At 61.5% G+C, this 17,491-nt stretch carries 16 protein-coding genes and 1 tRNA gene; 9 read left to right on the top strand and 8 right to left on the bottom strand.

What is annotated here, in order from left to right:
- Nucleotides 1-73 precede the first annotated feature (73 nt).
- Nucleotides 74-1,318 (top strand): multifunctional CCA addition/repair protein, encoded by a 1,245-nt coding sequence (locus V8N38_RS22330; protein WP_147840354.1) that lies wholly within the window; start codon nt 74-76, stop codon nt 1,316-1,318.
- Nucleotides 1,319-1,357: 39 nt separating this feature from the next.
- Here V8N38_RS22330 and bacA read toward each other — a convergent pair whose 3' ends face one another.
- Together bacA and folB are read right to left on the bottom strand one after the other, a co-directional pair.
- Nucleotides 1,358-2,182 carry an undecaprenyl-diphosphate phosphatase gene (gene bacA / locus V8N38_RS22335; protein WP_025160107.1) on the bottom strand — a complete coding sequence of 275 codons (825 nt, stop codon included), beginning with the start codon at nt 2,180-2,182 and terminating at the stop codon, nt 1,358-1,360.
- A 132-nt stretch (nt 2,183-2,314) separates the two neighbouring features.
- Nucleotides 2,315-2,674 (bottom strand): bifunctional dihydroneopterin aldolase/7,8-dihydroneopterin epimerase, encoded by a 360-nt coding sequence (folB, locus tag V8N38_RS22340; protein WP_019453081.1) that lies wholly within the window; start codon nt 2,672-2,674, stop codon nt 2,315-2,317.
- Between the two features lie 107 nt (nt 2,675-2,781).
- Between folB and plsY the strand changes: the two genes are divergently transcribed.
- On the top strand, nt 2,782-3,426 hold the full coding sequence (gene plsY / locus V8N38_RS22345) for a glycerol-3-phosphate 1-O-acyltransferase PlsY (protein ID WP_049198480.1): 645 nt from the start codon (nt 2,782-2,784) through the stop codon (nt 3,424-3,426).
- 30 nt (nt 3,427-3,456) lie between these two features.
- Here plsY and tsaD read toward each other — a convergent pair whose 3' ends face one another.
- Nucleotides 3,457-4,470, bottom strand: coding sequence for a tRNA (adenosine(37)-N6)-threonylcarbamoyltransferase complex transferase subunit TsaD (tsaD, locus tag V8N38_RS22350; protein ID WP_049198481.1), 1,014 nt, complete (start codon nt 4,468-4,470; stop codon nt 3,457-3,459).
- Nucleotides 4,471-4,795: 325 nt separating this feature from the next.
- Here tsaD and rpsU point away from each other — a divergent pair, with 325 nt between their 5' ends.
- The 3 genes from rpsU to rpoD all read left to right on the top strand — a co-directional run bounded on the left by rpsU (nt 4,796) and on the right by rpoD (nt 8,895).
- The gene (gene rpsU / locus V8N38_RS22355) at nt 4,796-5,011 is read left to right on the top strand and encodes a 30S ribosomal protein S21 (RefSeq protein ID WP_001144069.1); all 216 of its coding nucleotides are present in this window, start codon (nt 4,796-4,798) and stop codon (nt 5,009-5,011) included.
- Between the two features lie 136 nt (nt 5,012-5,147).
- Nucleotides 5,148-6,896: a DNA primase gene (gene dnaG, locus V8N38_RS22360; protein ID WP_025304325.1), complete on the top strand. Its 1,749-nt coding sequence runs from the start codon at nt 5,148-5,150 to the stop codon at nt 6,894-6,896.
- Nucleotides 6,897-7,053: 157 nt separating this feature from the next.
- The gene (rpoD, locus tag V8N38_RS22365; RefSeq protein WP_004937194.1) at nt 7,054-8,895 is read left to right on the top strand and encodes an RNA polymerase sigma factor RpoD; all 1,842 of its coding nucleotides are present in this window, start codon (nt 7,054-7,056) and stop codon (nt 8,893-8,895) included.
- A gap of 74 nt (nt 8,896-8,969) precedes the next feature.
- Here the strand turns inward: rpoD and mug are convergent, their stop codons facing one another.
- Complete coding sequence (gene mug / locus V8N38_RS22370) at nt 8,970-9,458, bottom strand: G/U mismatch-specific DNA glycosylase (protein ID WP_100395881.1); 489 nt, start codon at nt 9,456-9,458, stop codon at nt 8,970-8,972.
- Nucleotides 9,459-9,604: 146 nt separating this feature from the next.
- On the opposite strand from mug, the gene V8N38_RS22375 reads away from it, so the two are divergent.
- Nucleotides 9,605-9,680, top strand: a tRNA-Ile gene (locus V8N38_RS22375).
- A gap of 122 nt (nt 9,681-9,802) precedes the next feature.
- Nucleotides 9,803-10,243 (top strand): aminoglycoside 6'-N-acetyltransferase, encoded by a 441-nt coding sequence (aac(6'), locus tag V8N38_RS22380; RefSeq protein ID WP_060422871.1) that lies wholly within the window; start codon nt 9,803-9,805, stop codon nt 10,241-10,243.
- Here aac(6') and V8N38_RS22385 read toward each other — a convergent pair whose 3' ends face one another.
- Complete coding sequence (locus V8N38_RS22385) at nt 10,244-10,960, bottom strand: HPP family protein (protein WP_060441001.1); 717 nt, start codon at nt 10,958-10,960, stop codon at nt 10,244-10,246.
- A 171-nt stretch (nt 10,961-11,131) separates the two neighbouring features.
- Between V8N38_RS22385 and yfcF the strand changes: the two genes are divergently transcribed.
- Nucleotides 11,132-11,767: a glutathione transferase gene (gene yfcF / locus V8N38_RS22390; protein ID WP_033644542.1), complete on the top strand. Its 636-nt coding sequence runs from the start codon at nt 11,132-11,134 to the stop codon at nt 11,765-11,767.
- A 73-nt stretch (nt 11,768-11,840) separates the two neighbouring features.
- On the opposite strand, the gene V8N38_RS22395 is transcribed toward yfcF, so the two are convergent.
- The 3 genes from V8N38_RS22395 to V8N38_RS22405 are packed head-to-tail and all read right to left on the bottom strand — an operon-like array spanning nt 11,841 to nt 15,873.
- On the bottom strand, nt 11,841-13,082 hold the full coding sequence (locus tag V8N38_RS22395; protein ID WP_070915386.1) for an amino acid permease: 1,242 nt from the start codon (nt 13,080-13,082) through the stop codon (nt 11,841-11,843).
- Between the two features lie 58 nt (nt 13,083-13,140).
- Nucleotides 13,141-14,595: an NAD-dependent succinate-semialdehyde dehydrogenase gene (locus V8N38_RS22400; RefSeq protein ID WP_060451958.1), complete on the bottom strand. Its 1,455-nt coding sequence runs from the start codon at nt 14,593-14,595 to the stop codon at nt 13,141-13,143.
- A 12-nt stretch (nt 14,596-14,607) separates the two neighbouring features.
- Nucleotides 14,608-15,873, bottom strand: coding sequence for a 4-aminobutyrate--2-oxoglutarate transaminase (locus tag V8N38_RS22405; RefSeq protein WP_147840355.1), 1,266 nt, complete (start codon nt 15,871-15,873; stop codon nt 14,608-14,610).
- Between the two features lie 121 nt (nt 15,874-15,994).
- On the opposite strand from V8N38_RS22405, the gene V8N38_RS22410 reads away from it, so the two are divergent.
- On the top strand, nt 15,995-17,485 hold the full coding sequence (locus V8N38_RS22410; RefSeq protein WP_060440999.1) for a PLP-dependent aminotransferase family protein: 1,491 nt from the start codon (nt 15,995-15,997) through the stop codon (nt 17,483-17,485).
- Nucleotides 17,486-17,491: the final 6 nt, after the last annotated feature.

A 17,491-nucleotide genomic window follows, 5' to 3' on the forward strand; every position in this document is an offset into this window, starting at 1 on the left:
TTGGTGCCGACATCCCGCGGCCAATTCATGTAATCTGATAGACAGAGCCTTACACGATATTCAGGAGTCAACAGTGCAGATTTATCTGGTCGGCGGCGCCGTTCGCGACAGCCTGCTCAACATCCCGGTGGTCGATCATGATTGGGTGGTGGTGGGCGCTACGCCGGCGGAGCTGCTGGCATTGGGTTATCAGCAGGTCGGCAAAGATTTCCCGGTGTTCCTCAACCCCGATTCTCATGAGGAGTACGCGCTGGCGCGCACCGAGCGCAAATCCGGCCAGGGGTATACCGGTTTTACCTGCTATGCCGCGCCGGACGTGACGCTGGAAGAAGATCTGCTGCGGCGCGATCTGACCATCAACGCCATCGCCCGCTCCGCCGAAGGGGAACTGATTGATCCTTACGGCGGCGTGGCCGATCTGCAGGCGCGCGTGCTGCGCCACGTTTCCGACGCGTTCGGCGAAGATCCGCTGCGCGTGCTGCGCGTGGCCCGCTTCGCCGCTCGCTTCGCCCATCTGGGTTTTCACATCGCCGACGAAACGCTCGCGCTGATGCGCCAAATGGCGCACGGCGGTGAACTGGCTGCGCTGACCGCCGAACGTGTCTGGAAGGAAACCGAAAAGGCGCTGCAAAGCCAGAGCCCGCAGGTCTATTTTCAGGTGTTGCGCGACTGCGATGCGCTGGCGGTGCTGTTCCCGGAAATCGACGCGCTGTTCGGCGTACCGGCCCCCGCCAAATGGCACCCGGAGATCGACACCGGCGTGCACACGCTGATGGCGCTGGCGATTGCCGCCCGCCTCACGCCGGAGGTGGACGTGCGCTTCGCCACCCTGTGCCATGACCTCGGCAAAGGATTGACGCCGAAAGAATTCTGGCCGCATCACCACGGCCACGGCCCGGCGGGCGTGCGGCTGGTCGAAGCCCTGTGCCAGCGGCTGCGGGTGCCCAACCCGGTGCGCGATCTGAGCAAGCTGGTGGCCGAGTACCATGACCTGATCCACACCGTGAACAAGCTGCGGCCGGACACCCTGCTGAAGCTGTTCGACGCCATCGACGTCTGGCGCAAGCCCCAGAGACTGGAGCAGATGATCCTGACCAGCGAAGCGGACGCGCGCGGCCGCACCGGCTTTGAGGAGAACCCTTATCCACAGGGCGACTATCTGCGCCAGGCGTATCAGGTGGCGAACGCGGTATCTATCAAAGAAGTGGTGGCCAGCGGGCTGCAGGGCACCGCGATCCGCGACGAGCTCAAACGCCGCCGCCAGCAGGCGCTGGCCGACTGGAAACTCAGCCAAACGATTATCAACGATCAGGCATAAAAAAACCCCGCAGAGCGGGGTTTTTTCTTGGCGTCGGGCTTACAGGAATACCATGTAAACCACGGCTGCCACGATAAAGCGGTAGATGGCGAACGGCACGAACGAGATGCGTTTGATCAGCGACAGGAAGGTCTTGATCGCAATCAGCGCCACCACGAAGGCCGTAATGAAACCGACGGCAAACATCGGCAGATCGCCCCAGGTCAGGAAGTGCAGGCTCTTGTACAGATCCAGGCCGCTGGCGCCAATCATCATCGGCACCGCCAGGATGAAGGAGAACTCGGACGCCGCATAGCGGTTCACGCCCACCAGCATACCGCCGGCGATAGTGGAACCCGAACGGGAGAAGCCCGGCCACAGCGCCAGGCACTGGAAGCAGCCGATCATGAACGCCTGGCGGTAGGTGATGTCATCCAGCCCTTCCGCGCTCGGTTTCTTCGGCTTCAGCCATTCCGCCGCCAACAGCAGCAGGCCGCCGACCACCAACGCGTACATCACGTTTTTCGGCGCGAACAGCGACTTGATGAAATCATGGAAGGCCAGGCCCAGCACCACCGCCGGGATCATCGCCAACAGGATGTGCCCCAGCTTCAGCTGGCCGCTGGTTTTGCCCTCGTGCTCCACCGGCTTGCCACCGAAATGGATGCCGATCAGGCCGAACAGCCGGCGCCAGAACATCACGACTACGGCCAGGATCGACCCCAGCTGGATAATGACTTCAAAAGTTTTGGCTTTGTCGCCGGTAAAGCCCAGCCACTCGCCGACGATGATCATATGCCCGGTGGAAGAAACCGGCAGAAATTCGGTTAATCCCTCGACAACCCCAAGAACAAACGCAATAAACAGTGAATGCATGTCTGCCATGTGCTTCGCTCACCCCATAAAATAACGGCTATCACATAAAAAAGCGGCAATGCTTAAAGACAATGCCGCTAAAACAATTCTCAGGATTAAGACCAAGTTAACGGTCTTTCGTTGCAAGCAGATGACATAAAATCATGCGGGACGAGTGCCGCGCTCGATGATCACGCCGACCCGACTGGCATGTGCTACAGCGCCCGGTTTGCTGACCTTAATACGGACCCAGGGGGAATTGAAGCGCTGAAGCAAAATTTCAGATATTTCCTCTGCCACTCGCTCCACCAGCGCAAAACGGTTCGACTCCACGTGCTGGATCACGGCGTCGCTGACGTCGGCATAGCTCAGACAGTCAGTTACGTCGTCGCTGGCGGCGGCCGGCCGGTTATCCCAGCCCATTTCGATATCGAACACCAGCTTCTGACGAATGCCCTGTTCCCACTCATAAACGCCAATGGTGGTAATTACGGTAAGCTCTTCAATAAATACGATATCCATCACGTCATTCTCTGTTTTTGGCCTTGCCGGATACCACTTCCAGCGGAATGTGCGTATTATCCATAGATGTTGCGAGTAAAACGACCATTATTAAACGGAACCGCGTTATGAGTGCTACCGCGCTTGGCATGATTATCTTCGCGTATCTGTGCGGCTCGATTTCCAGCGCGATCCTGGTTTGCCGGATCGCCAGGCTGCCGGATCCGCGTGAACATGGCTCAGGAAATCCCGGGGCGACCAACGTCCTGCGCATCGGCGGCCGGCTGGCGGCAGCGGCGGTGCTGGTATTCGATATTCTGAAAGGGATGTTGCCGGTCTGGCTGGCCTACAAACTCGATGTGCCGCCGCTGTACCTCGGTCTGACGGCGATCGCCGCCTGCCTGGGGCACATCTATCCGGTGTTCTTCCACTTCCGCGGCGGTAAGGGCGTAGCGACGGCGTTTGGCGCCATCGCGCCTATCGGTTGGGATCTGACCGGCCTGATGACCGGCACCTGGCTGCTGACGGTGCTGCTCAGCGGCTACTCTTCGCTCGGCGCCATCGTCAGCGCGCTGATCGCCCCGTTCTACGTCTGGTGGTTCAAACCGCAGTTCACCTTCCCGGTGGCGATGCTCTCCTGCCTGATCCTGATGCGGCATCACGACAATATTCAGCGCCTGTGGCGCGGCCAGGAAGGCAAGATCTGGGGCAAGTTCCGCAAGAAGAAAAACCAGGCAGATGCGGATAACGGCGATCGGCCGAAAGACGAATAACAGAAGGGCCGGATTATCCGGCCCTTTGCTTTATACCGCAGGCAGTTCCGCCAGCGGCCAGCGCGGCCGCACCGAAACGCTCAGTTCCGGGCTGGCGCCGCTCTTCAGGCGCACCATGCCGGCATAGGCGATCATCGCGCCGTTGTCGGTGCAAAATTCCGGGCGGGCATAGAATACTTCCCCACCGCGCTTGTGCATCATCTCCGCCAGCTTGGCGCGCAACGTGCGGTTGGCGCTCACGCCGCCGGCCATCACCAAGCGTTTGAAACCGGTCTGCTCCAGCGCGCGTTTGCACTTGATTGCCAGCGTGTCCACCACCGCATCCTCGAAGGCGCGGGCGATGTCGGCACGCGTCTGATCGTCGTTGCCGTTGGAGCGAATGGTGTTGGCGGCGAAGGTTTTCAGCCCGGAGAAGCTGAAGTCCAGGCCCGGACGATCGGTCATCGGCCGCGGGAAAGTGAAACGCCCCGCCGTGCCCTGCTGCGCCATCTTCGACAGCATCGGCCCGCCGGGGTAATCCAGGCCGAGCAGCTTGGCGGTTTTGTCGAACGCTTCGCCGGCGGCATCGTCGATCGATTCGCCCAGCAGTTCATACTCACCGATGCCGGTGACGCTGATCAGCTGAGTATGGCCGCCGGAGACCAGCAGCGCGACGAACGGGAACGCCGGCGGGTTATCTTCCAGCATCGGCGCCAGCAGGTGGCCTTCCATATGGTGCACCGGCACCGCCGGCACGTTCCAGGCGAACGCCAGCGCGCGCCCCACGGTAGCGCCGACCAGCAGCGCCCCCACCAGGCCCGGCCCGGCGGTGTAGGCCACGCCGTCGATGTCGGCCGGAGTCAGGTTGGCCTCTTTCAGCGCCGCCTGAATCAGCGGCACGGTTTTGCGCACGTGATCGCGCGAGGCCAGTTCCGGCACCACGCCGCCGTAGTCGGCGTGCAGCTTCACCTGGCTGTATAATTGGTTGGCCAACAAACCGGTTTGATCGTCATACACTGCAATTCCGGTTTCATCGCAGGACGTTTCTATACCCAGTACTCGCATTACATTTCCCATCATTCACGTGCGGCCGCCAGTCTACCACATTCCGCCGCATTTACCGCCAGCGCGGCGCATCTTGTCACCGGCTCGCACCTATGTCGATGATTCATCCAGAAAATGCCCAGGCGATTAAACACGAGCATTTTTTTCTGATTAGTCTATAATCAGCGCCCGGTGCAAAATTGCGCACGTTGCGGCAGAGCGACGCGGGTTTCAATTTGCGGTGATGCTTTACAAAGCAGCATCCATTGGAGTAAAATTCCGCACCATTTTGAAAAGGCTGGCGCTTGGCCAGCAACAAACCGAATTTTATTGAGGTGAGAGGCACATGCCGGTAATTAAAGTACGTGAAAACGAGCCATTTGACGTTGCTCTGCGTCGTTTCAAACGCTCTTGCGAAAAAGCAGGTGTTTTAGCTGAAGTTCGTCGTCGTGAGTTTTATGAAAAACCAACTACCGAACGTAAACGCGCTAAAGCTTCTGCTGTGAAACGTCACGCGAAGAAACTGGCTCGCGAAAACGCACGCCGCACTCGTCTGTATTAATTCTTCGGGGGCAACCCCACCGCGTGAATTTCTGATTTTCAAAATCGCGCAGACCGAGTAGTTGCATACGAAGGCCGTGCTTTCCGAAAGGAATGCGCGGCTTGTTCTCGTTTATAGGCTAATGAAGTAAGGGCTTATGGCTGGACGAATTCCGCGCGTATTTATCAATGACTTGCTGGCTCGCACCGACATCGTCGACTTGATCGACGCTCGCGTGAAGCTCAAGAAGCAAGGCAAGAACTACCACGCGTGCTGTCCGTTCCACCACGAAAAGACGCCTTCCTTTACCGTTAATGGCGAAAAGCAGTTTTATCACTGTTTTGGGTGTGGTGCGCACGGCAACGCCGTCGATTTTTTGATGAATTACGACCGACTCGAGTTTGTCGAAACCATCGAAGAGCTGGCGACCATGCACGGGCTGGAAGTGCCTTACGAAGCGGGCACCGGGCCAACCCAGATCGAACGCCATCAGCGCCAGAGCCTGTACCAACTGATGGAGCAGCTCAGCGCGTTCTATCAACAGTCACTGCAGCAGTCCTCCGGGGCACCGGCGCGCAGCTATTTGCAGCAGCGCGGATTAAGTGACGACGTTATTCGCCATTTCGCCATCGGCTTCGCGCCGGCGGGATGGGACAACGCCCTGAAGCGTTTCGGCCGCGACGCCGACTCGCGCCGCGCATTGAACGATGCCGGCATGCTGGTGACTAACGATCAGGGGCGTTCGTACGACCGTTTCCGTGAACGGGTGATGTTCCCCATCCGCGACAAGCGCGGGCGCGTGATCGCCTTCGGCGGCCGCGTATTGGGTGACGGTATGCCGAAGTACCTGAACTCGCCGGAAACCGAAGTTTTCCATAAGGGCCGCCAGCTGTACGGCCTGTATGAAGCACAGCAGAACCACCCTACCCTCCAGCGGCTGCTGGTGGTGGAAGGGTATATGGACGTGGTGGCGTTGGCGCAATTCGGCATCGATTATGCCGTCGCCTCGCTCGGAACCTCGACGACGGCTGAACACATTCAGCTGCTGTTCCGCGCCACCGACAACGTCGTCTGCTGTTACGACGGCGACCGCGCCGGCCGCGAGGCGGCATGGCGGGCGCTGGAAACCGCGCTGCCGTACCTGAACGACGGGCGCCAGCTGCGGTTCATGTTTTTGCCCGACGGCGAAGATCCGGACACCCTGGTGCGCAAGGAAGGCAAAGAAGCCTTCGAACAGCGAATGGAGCAGGCGCAGCCGCTGTCCACGTTCCTGTTCGAAAGCCTGCTGCCGCAGGTGGATCTGAGCAGCCCGGACGGGCGCGCCAAGCTGAGCACGCTGGCGCTGCCGCTGATTACTCAGGTGCCGGGCGAAACGTTGCGCTTGTACCTGCGTCAGGAGCTCGGCAACAAGCTGGGGCTGCTGGACGACAGCCAGCTCGACAAGCTGATGCCCAAGCAGGCGGAAAATGCGAATCCTTATCAGGCGCCCCAGCTAAAACGCACAACCATGCGTATACTGATAGGGTTACTGGTGCAAAATCCGCAGTTGGCTACACTTATCCCTTCGCTTGAAGGGCTGGAGCAGACCAAACAGGCGGGATTGCCGCTGTTCGTCGAACTGGTACAGACCTGTTTGGCGCAGCCGGGCCTGACGACCGGGCAATTGCTGGAGCTGTATCGCGACAACAAATTCAGCCAGCAGCTTGAAACCTTGGCGACATGGAACCATATGATCGTTGAGGACATGGTCGAACAGACCTTTTTGGATACGTTGGCCAGCCTGTACGACTCGGTGCTCGAGCAACGGCTGGAAACGCTGATCGCCCAGGCCAGAACGCGCGGCCTGAGCCCGGAGGAACGTGAAGAAGTCCGTTCTCTCAACCAGGTTTTAGCGAAGAAAAACTGAATACCAAACGGCTTAAGTGCCGATAATTGCGAGGGCAGAGCCCTGCACAGTGCCGCCATAGTGGGCCGCGGCGATAACGAAAACGCCCCAAATGCTATTGTTGGCGGTTTCGCCGACCGACACCAACCTAAATACTCTGAAGTGTGGATACCGTCTTATGGAGCAAAACCCGCAGTCACAGCTGAAGCTACTTGTCACCCGTGGTAAGGAGCAAGGCTATCTGACCTATGCTGAGGTCAATGACCATCTGCCGGAAGATATCGTCGACTCCGATCAGATCGAAGACATCATCCAGATGATTAACGACATGGGCATCCAGGTGATGGAAGAAGCACCGGACGCCGATGACCTGCTGCTCGCCGAAAACTCGAACAGCACGGACGAAGATGCGGAAGAAGCCGCCGCACAGGTTCTGTCCAGCGTGGAATCCGAAATCGGCCGCACCACCGACCCGGTGCGCATGTACATGCGCGAAATGGGTACCGTCGAACTGCTGACGCGCGAAGGCGAAATCGACATCGCCAAACGCATCGAAGACGGCATCAACCAGGTGCAGTGCTCGGTTGCCGAATACCCGGAAGCCATTACCTACCTGCTTGAGCAGTACGATCGCGTCGAAGCGGGCGAAGCGCGCCTGTCCGATCTGATCACCGGCTTCGTCGATCCTAACGCGGAAGAGGACATCGCCCCAACCGCCACCCACATCGGTTCTGAACTGTCGAGCGAAGAGCAAGACGACGACGAAGAAGATGAAGACGACGAAGACGACGATACCGAAGACGACAACAGCATCGATCCTGAGCTGGCGCGTCAGAAGTTCGCCGAGCTGCGCGATCAGTATGAAGCGACGCGTCTGGTGATCAAGAAGAACGGCCGCAGCCACGCCAGCGCCGCGGACGAGATCCTGAAGCTGTCTGAAGTGTTCAAGCAGTTCCGCCTGGTGCCGAAGCAGTTCGACTTCCTGGTCAACAGCATGCGCACCATGATGGACCGGGTTCGCACCCAGGAACGCATCATCATGAAGCTGTGCGTTGAACAGTGCAAAATGCCGAAGAAAAACTTCGTCACCCTGTTCGCCGGCAACGAAACCAGCGATTCCTGGTTCGAAGCCGCGCTGGCGATGGCCAAGCCATGGTCGGAAAAGCTGAAAGACGTGGCTGAAGACGTGCAGCGCAGCCTGCAGAAACTGCGTCAGATCGAAGAAGAAACCGGCCTGACCATCGAGCAGGTCAAAGACATCAACCGTCGCATGTCGATCGGTGAAGCGAAAGCCCGCCGCGCGAAGAAAGAGATGGTTGAGGCCAACCTGCGTCTGGTTATTTCTATCGCCAAGAAATACACCAACCGCGGCCTGCAGTTCCTGGATCTGATCCAGGAAGGCAACATCGGCCTGATGAAAGCGGTAGACAAGTTCGAATACCGCCGCGGCTACAAGTTCTCGACGTACGCCACCTGGTGGATCCGTCAGGCTATCACCCGCTCCATCGCCGACCAGGCGCGCACCATCCGTATTCCGGTGCATATGATTGAGACCATCAACAAGCTCAACCGTATTTCGCGCCAGATGCTGCAAGAGATGGGCCGCGAGCCGACGCCGGAAGAGTTGGCCGAGCGCATGCTGATGCCGGAAGACAAGATCCGCAAGGTGCTGAAGATCGCCAAAGAGCCAATCTCGATGGAAACGCCGATCGGCGACGACGAAGATTCGCATCTGGGCGACTTCATCGAGGATACCACCCTCGAGCTGCCGCTGGACTCCGCGACCTCGGAAAGCCTGCGTTCCGCCACCCACGACGTACTGGCCGGCCTGACCGCGCGCGAAGCGAAAGTGCTGCGCATGCGTTTCGGCATCGACATGAACACCGATCACACGCTGGAAGAGGTCGGCAAGCAGTTTGACGTTACCCGTGAGCGTATTCGTCAGATCGAAGCCAAGGCGCTGCGCAAGCTGCGTCACCCAAGCCGCTCTGAAGTGCTGCGCAGCTTCCTGGACGACTAAGTCCGGCTGCCGCACCCAAAACAAAAACCCCGGCCTGCCGGGGTTTTTTTATGCCCTGAATACGCCCCGCCGCATCATTGCAACGCCAGGAACAGCTCACGATAGCTGGCGGTAAGCTGCTCCAGCGTGGCGCGGTTCAATCCGCTGGGGTTAGGCAATACCCACACCTCGGTTTCCCCCAGCATCAGCGCCTGTTTGCCCCAGGGCGCGTTTTTCACCCCGAAGGCGGTGGTGAACGCCTGCTTGCCCAAAATCGCCAGCGCGCGCGGCTGATAGCGCAGGATTTTCTCTTGCAATACCTCACCGCCGCTGCGCAGCTCGTCGCGCGACAGCTCGCTGGCCGCCACCGTCGGGCGCGCCACCAGCGCGGTAATGCCGCAGCCGTTATCCTTCAGCTGCTGCCACTGCTCCGGCGCCAGCTGGCGCTCGGTAAAGCCGGCCTGATGAAGCACCTTCCAGAAGCGATTGCTGCCGTTGGCGAAAGGGTAGCCCTGATGGGCGGAAGAAAGGCCGGGGTTGATGCCGCAAAACACCACCCGCAGGTTAGGCGCCAGAAGTTCCATGAGTGTCGTGAGTCCATTACAGGGATTTACTGCGGTTATCGCAAAATCCGCCAGCAATTACAACAGGCTAGAACTGTGCAGAAAAGCAACATACGGGCGGGTAACAGTAGACCGCCGCTTAAGGATTCCCTATAATCTCGCGGCTTGGCCCCTTAGCTCAGTGGTTAGAGCAGGCGACTCATAATCGCTTGGTCGTTGGTTCAAACCCAACAGGGGCCACCAAATTTTAGCTGTTTTCACAGCCTTAGAAGCCATCCTGTCCGGGGTGGCTTTTTTGTTTTCCGCCGCCGTGCCACACTTCTCTTTCGGCATTCCTGATTTATTCCGACTCATAAGGGCCCCGCATGATCGTCAACTGCGACCACGACAACCTCGACGCCTGGCTGGCGCTGCGCACCGCGCTGTGGCCCTCCAGCTCGCCTGAAGATCACCGCGCGGAAATGCGCGAGATATTGGCTTCGCCGCACCACACCGCGTTTATGGCGCGGGGGCTGGACGGCGCTTTCGTTGGCTTTGCCGAGGTCGCGCTGCGCTACGATTACGTCAACGGCTGCGAATCGTCGCCGGTGGCGTTTCTGGAAGGGATTTATACCGTCGAACGCGCCCGCCGCCAGGGTTGGGCCGCGCGCTTGATCGCGCAGGTGCAGGAGTGGGCGAAGCAGCAGGGGTGCAGCGAGCTGGCGTCGGATACCGACATCGCCAATCTGGACTCCCAGCGCCTGCATGCGGCGCTGGGCTTTGCCGAAACGGAGCGGGTGGTGTTTTACCGCAAAACGCTGGGCTGATCAGGCGGTCTTGCTTTGCCGCTGATGCGCCAGCTGCTCGGCGCGCAGCAGAAGCTCCTGCAGATCGTCCTCGTCAATATCGAACAGATCCCCCTCCATCAGTGCCTCGTGCAGATCGGCGCGGGTGATGGCAACGGCATCGATCGGCAGATTGGCCGGTTTGGCCTCCGCCGGCGCCAGCGCGTGCGGGTAGCGTCGCCCGGCCAGGTTATTGAACAGAATGGCCAGCGCCGCCAGCAGCACCGAGTTCAGCAGCACCGGGTACAGCACGAAGTGGTAGCCCATCTGGTGAATGCCGGGGCCGCCGAGGATGGCGGTCAGCGCCACCGCGCCACCCGGAGGATGCAGGCAGCGCAGCTTGAACATCAGGCCGATGGCCACCGCCGCCGCAACGCCGCAGGCCAGGCCCGGATCGGGGATCAGCAGACCGGCGCTGACACCCACCGTCGCCGCCAGCGCATTGCCGCCGACGATCGACCAGGGCTGCGCCAGCGGGCTGTTGGGCACGCCGAACAGCAGCACCGCCGAGGCGCCCATCGGCGCGATAAACCACAGGTTCACCTCGCCCAAAATAAAGTGGCTGATCCAGCCGGCGAGCATCAGCCCCAAACCGGCGCCGACGCTGGAAATCAGCATCTCTCGCTTGCCCACCGCCAGCGGGTGCGGCCACAGGCGCGCGCATCCCACTTTTACTCGTTCTATCCACTGCGTCTTCATGTTACCCAATACGGTTCGATTCACGTGTTGGCAACAAATATATCACATCATCCTGAAGGAGCTCACGGCGCCGGAAACCGCGCCACCCAAGAACTTTTAGGCTAACAGATTGATTTTTAGCCTCCCCTCGACAATGATGAATGTTCCCCCCTTAACCCCGAGGAACCGCCGATGTCTCAACCGATCATCGAGCTTTATACCGACAGTGAATTTTTCAGCCCGTACGCCATGTCCGCCTTTGTCGTGCTGACGGAAAAAGGCATTCCGTTCACCGTGAAGCCGGTGGATCTGGCGAAAGAAGAGAACAAAGAGGCGGCCTACGCGGCGCTGTCGCTCACCCGCCGGGTGCCGACGCTGGCGATCGGCGAGTTTCAGCTCTCGGAGTCTTCGGCGATCGCCGAATACCTGGAAGACATCCACCCGGCCCACGCCGTTTATCCGCGCGACGTGAAGCTGCGCGCCAAGGCGCGCGAGATCCAGGCCTGGCTGCGCAGCGATCTGTTGCCGATCCGCGCCGAGCGCTCGACCGAGGTGGTGTTCAACAACGGCAAGTTCCCGCCGCTGTCCGAAGCCGCGCAGGAGGCCGCGCGCAAGCTGATCGCCGCCGTGGAAAAGCTGCTGAGCCACGGGCAGGACAATCTGTTCAGGGAGTGGTGCATCGCCGACACCGATCTGGCGCTGATGCTCAACCGGCTGGTGATGCACGGCGACCCGGTGCCGGAGCGCGTGCGCCACTATGCGCACAAGCAGTGGCAGCGCCCGTCGGTGCAGGCCTGGCTGGCGTTGTCGGAAAAACGGCGCGCCTGAGAAAAAAATCGGCGGCCACGACGCCGCCGTTCTCAATGCCGAGAAACAACATCACTGCTTGAGGGAAGGCAAATCACCATCCAGAGGGCAGATAGCCTAACAATGAAGCGATGGCGTACACCGCGCTGGCCAGGTACAGCAGCACAATGCTGACCTGCAGCAGCGGGTGCGTGATCCAGTTGCACTGCCAGCGCGGGGTCTGGTCGCCATGTTTGCGCGCGCCGCGCAGGATCAGCATCGGCATGATCGACAGGATCACCCCGCTGAACACCCCGGCGAAGTAGAGCGCGTTGACGAACGACACCAGCCCGCTGTAGGCCAGCACGAACGGCGGCACCACCACCAGTAGCAGCACTCCGAAGCGGCGCAGCGGCAGCTCGTCGTTGCCCAGCCGGAACTTGTCGAAAATATTGGTCAGGAAGCTGCCGCCCAATCCCCAGTACGAGGTCAGCATCGCGCACAGCGCGAAGATGTTGGCGGAGAAGAACGCCCACTGCCCCAGCGCCTGGCCCCAGGAGATGGTGGCCACGTCGGAGATGTCATCCAGCCCGCTGAGCGCGATCACCGACATCGGCACCGCCGCCAGCAAAATGAAGGTCACCACCATACCGACGATGATCGCCTTCGGCAGTTGCTCAGGCTTGTCGGCAAAGCCGCGCGCCATTTCCGGCACGATGTACTGCGCCGAGAAGCAGAACACCACCACGTTGAACACCGGCACCATATAGCGCCAGTCACCGTCCAGCAGGTTGCGCATCTGGGTGGTGTCTTTCAGCAGCGTTGCCGCCACCAGCGCGGTCAACATCACCACCATGCCGATGCTGATGAACTTCTCGCCGCGGCCGATCGCTTTCAAACCGAGGTACAGCACGCCGGCGGCGGGCACGAAGAACAGCAGGCTGCCCAGCGCCGGCGAGATGCCGAACAGCGATTGCAGCAGCTTACCGCTGCCGGTCATGTAGGCGGTAAGCGCCCCAACGCTGTTGACGCACACCGAAGCGAACATCAGCCAGGCGCCCAGGCCGCCGACGTAGCGCTTCGCCAGCCCGCTCAGCTGCAGATGTGCGCGGGTGCGCAGCGTGGATTCGGCGACGTACAGCATAGTGATGGTGGTCAGACTCCCCACCAGCACCAGCCAGAACAGCAGCGGCAGGAAACCGGCCTTGCTGGAGGCGTAGGCGATGGAGAGCACCCCGGCGCCGATGTTGGTGCCGACGATCATCGCCACCCCTTCGAGGAAACTTAACGATTTGGCGGGTGCAGGTGCTCGCACCCCGGCGGTAAGCGCCGGAGAAACAGAGATATTATCAGACATGCATCATCCTTTATCGCCCGGCGACGCTGGCCGCCGGGATGGGTTAACGTCCTGACGCTCAACAGCTCACATCGATACACAGGTATTTCAGCTCCAGATATTCTTCTATCCCGTAGCGCGATCCTTCACGCCCGAGCCCTGACTGTTTCACGCCGCCGAACGGCGCCACTTCGTTGGAAATCAGCCCGGTGTTGATGCCGACCATGCCGTACTCCAGCGCTTCCGGCACGCGCCACTGGCGCGCGGCGTTCTGCGTGAACAGGTAGGCGGCCAAGCCGAATTCGGTGTCGTTGGCCATGGCGATGGCTTCCGCCTCGTCATGGAAGCGGAACAGCGGCGCCACCGGCCCGAAGGTCTCTTCTTTGGCGAAGCGCATCTTCTGCGTTACGCCGGTCACCACCGTCGGCTGGAAGAAAGTGCCGCCGAGCGCGTGCGGCTGGCCGCCGGTGGCGATCTGCGCCCCTTTGATCAACGCGTCGTCGATATGGCTCTGTACCTTCGCTACCGCATCGCTGTCGATCAGCGGCCCCTGGGTGGTGCCTTCCTGGCTGCCGTCGCCGACTTTCAGCTGCTCGACCGCCGCCACCAGTTTTTCCACCAGCCGCTCGTAGATGCCGTCCTGCACGTAGATGCGGTTGGCGCAGACGCAGGTCTGGCCGCTGTTGCGGAACTTGGAGGCCATGATGCCCGCCACTGCCGCGTCCAGATTGGCGTCGTCGAACACGATGACCGGCGCGTTACCGCCCAGCTCCAGCGACAGTTTCTTGATGCTCGGCGCGCACTGCGCCATCAGGATGCGGCCGACCTCGGTCGAACCGGTAAAGCTCAGCTTGCGCACCACCGGGCTGTCGCACAGCACCTTGCCCACCTGCGCCGCTTCCCCGGTCACCACCTGCAAAACGCCGGCGGGAATGCCGGCGTCCTGCGCCAGCTTGGCCAACGCCAGCGCGGTCAACGGCGTTTGCTCGGCCGGTTTGACGATGATGGCGCAACCCGCCGCCAGCGCCGGCGCCACCTTGCGGGTGATCATCGCCGCCGGGAAGTTCCACGGGGTGATGGCAGCGCACACACCGATCGGCTGCTTCACCACCACCAGGCGCTGCGAAGCCTGCGGCGCCTGCAATACCGCGCCGTCCACCCGCTTGGCCTCTTCGGCGAACCAGGTGATGAACGACGCGGCGTACGCCACTTCGCCGCGCGCTTCCGCCAGCGATTTGCCCTGCTCGGCGGTCATCAGCTGCGCCAGATCTTCCTGTGCGGCAAGTACCTTATCGGCCCAGGCCAGCAGCAGCGCGGAACGCTGCTTGGCGGTCAGCTGCTTCCACTCGTTTTGCGCCCGCTGCGCCGCCGCGATCGCCTGCTGGGTTTCCTCTTCGCTGACCAGCGGAATGCTGGCCAGTTCGGCGCCGGTGGCCGGGTTGATCACCGCTTCGCGCTTGCCGCTCAGGGCATCGCACCATTCGCCGTTGATCAGACACTGGCTGCGCAGCAGCTCGGGATTGTTCAATTTCATGTCGTTCGCTCCTTAGTGGGCCAGCGCGCGAGACAGGATGCCCATCGCCTTGGTGAACTGATCGTCCGGGATGGTCAGCGGGTACAGGAAGCGAATCACGTTGCCGTTCACGCCGCAGCTCAGCAGCAGCAGCCCTTCTTCCATCGCCTTCTGCTGCACCTGACGGGTGATATCGGCAGATGGTTTGCCGGTGGCCGGATCGTTGAACTCCACCGCCACCATCGAGCCTTGCGCGCGCACATCGGCGATCGCCGGGCTGGTTTTGCGCACCTGCTGCAACACTTCCACCAGGTGCTGCCCCAAACGCTGGGCGCGCTGGCACAGCTGCTCTTCGTCGATCACGTCCAGCACCGCATGCGCCGCGGCCACCGCCAGCGGGTTACCGGCATAGGTACCGCCCAGCCCGCCCGGCGCCGGCGCATCCATCACCTCGGCGCGGCCCGCCACCGCCGACAGCGGCATGCCGCCCGCCAGGCTTTTCGCCATGGTGATCAGATCCGGTTTAACGCTGTAGTGCTCCATGGCGAACAGCTTGCCGGTACGGGCGAAGCCGGTCTGCACTTCGTCGGCGATCAGCAGGATGCCGTGCTGGTCGCACAGCGCGCGCAGCGCCTGCATGAACTCGGCCGGCGCCACGTTGAAGCCGCCTTCGCCCTGCACCGGCTCCAGCACGATCGCCGCCACCTGCTTGGGATCGATATCCGCTTTAAACAGGCGATCCAGGCTGTTCATCGCGTCTTCGGTGGTCACGCCGTACAGCGCGTTCGGGTACTGGCCGTGGAACACCGAGCCGGGGAATGGGCCAAAGCCCAGTTTGTAAGGCGCCACTTTGCCGGTCAGCGCCATGGTCATGTAGGTGCGGCCGTGGAAACCGCCGCCGAAGGTGATCAACCCCGGGCGACCGGTGTAAGCGCGGGCGATCTTCACCGCGTTTTCCACCGCTTCCGCGCCGGTGGTGAAGAAGGCGGTTTTACACGGGCCGGCGATCGGCGCGCGCTGGTTGATGCGCTCCGCCAGCGAGACATAGCTTTCGTAAGGAACGATCTGATAGGCGGTGTGGGTGAAGGCCTGCAGTTGCTTTTCAATCGCGGCGATCACCTTCGGGTGGCGATGGCCGGTGTTCAGCACGGCGATCCCCGAGGCGAAATCGATCACTTCTTTGCCTTCCACATCCCACAGCGTGGCGTTCTCTGCGCGCTCGGCGTAAAAACCACACATCACGCCCACTCCGCGCGGGGTGGCGTCCTGACGGCGTTGGTTCAATTCTGCGTTTTTCATGCTGTTCTCTCCGGTCGGTGCCAGTTACACGTTTCGTTCACATTCGTGAAACAATGCCGTTTATTTACACAGGATGTGGCCCTATAATCGAGTGCCAGTTACGAATAATTGAGGGATCCAATTGCGCTCATTGAGTGGTGATCTGTTGCTGCAGCGCCTCGGCGAGCAGCCCGATGACAAGCTGCACAAGCGGCTTTACAACGCGATCCGCACCAGCATTCTCGACGGCAGCCTGCCGCCCTCCAGCCGCCTGCCCGCCTCGCGCGATCTGGCGCAGGAACTCAGCCTGTCCCGCAACACCGTGTTAACCGTTTATGAACAACTATTGGCGGAAGGTTACGTGTTGGCGCGCGCCGGCAGCGGCACCTTCGTCGCCGACACGGTGCCGGACAGCTGCCTCTCCACCGGCAGCGCCCCGGCGGACGGCAGCGGGCAACCGCGCCGCGTCGAACTGTCGGAGCGCGGCGCCACGCTGCTGCACCACGCCAGCGCCAGCCCCAAACAGTGGGGGGCATTCATTCCCGGCGTGCCCGACGTCAACGCCTTCCCCCATCAGCTGTTCAGCAAGATCCAGGCGCGCCTCAGCCGCCGCCCGGCGCCGCAGCGGCTGACCTACAGCAATCAGGGCGGTAGCCCGGAGCTGCAGCATGCGCTGGTGGAGTATTTACGGGTGGCGCGCTCGGTGCGCTGTTCGCCGGAACAGATCCTGATCACCGAGGGCATCCATCAGGCGATCGATCTGGTGACGCGCATGCTATGCAATCCGGGGGATGACGCCTGGATCGAAGAGCCGGGCTATTGGGGGATCCGCAATATCCTGCGCATCAATGCGCTGAACATCTGCCCGCTGGCGGTGGACGAAGCCGGGCTGGTGCCGCCGGAGCAGCCGACCAACCCACCGCGGCTGATCTTCGTGACCCCGTCGCACCAGTATCCGCTCGGCTCGGTGATGAGCCTGGCGCGCCGCCAACGGCTGCTGGCGCTGGCGCGCAACGCCGGCGGCTGGATCGTCGAGGACGACTACGACAGCGAATTCCGCTTTTCCGGCCAACCGATCCCGGCGCTGCAAGGGCTGGAGGCCGACGCGCCGGTGATTTACATCGGCACCTTCAGCAAAACGCTCTACCCGGCGCTGCGCCTCGGCTATGTGGTGTTGCCGCCGCCGCTGGTGCAGGCGCTGAAAACCGCCCACGCCGAGCTGTACCGCGGCGGGCACCTCCTGATCCAGAGCGCGCTGGCGGAGTTTATTCAGGCAGGACACTACACCGCACATATCCGCCGCATGCGGTTGCTGTACGCCCGGCGGCGTGCCTTCCTGACCGGATTGATCGAACAGCACCTCGGCAAACAGGCGCTCAGCGAATTCAACAGCAACGCCGGATTGCACCTGATCCTCAACCTGCCGGACGAGGCCGACGACGTGGCGATCGCCGCCGCCGCTGGCGCGCAGGGGGTGCTGGTGCGGCCGCTGTCGCGCTACTACATGCTGCCCAACCGCCGGCGCGGCCTGCTGATGGGGTTTGCCTGCGTGCCGGAAGAGCAGATGGCCGCGGCCTTCACCCAACTGCTGGCCTGCATTAACGCGCCCGAGATGAAAAAGGCGGCCCCCTAGGGCCGC

Source organism: Serratia nevei (genome assembly GCF_037948395.1).
Lineage (GTDB): Bacteria > Pseudomonadota > Gammaproteobacteria > Enterobacterales > Enterobacteriaceae > Serratia > Serratia nevei.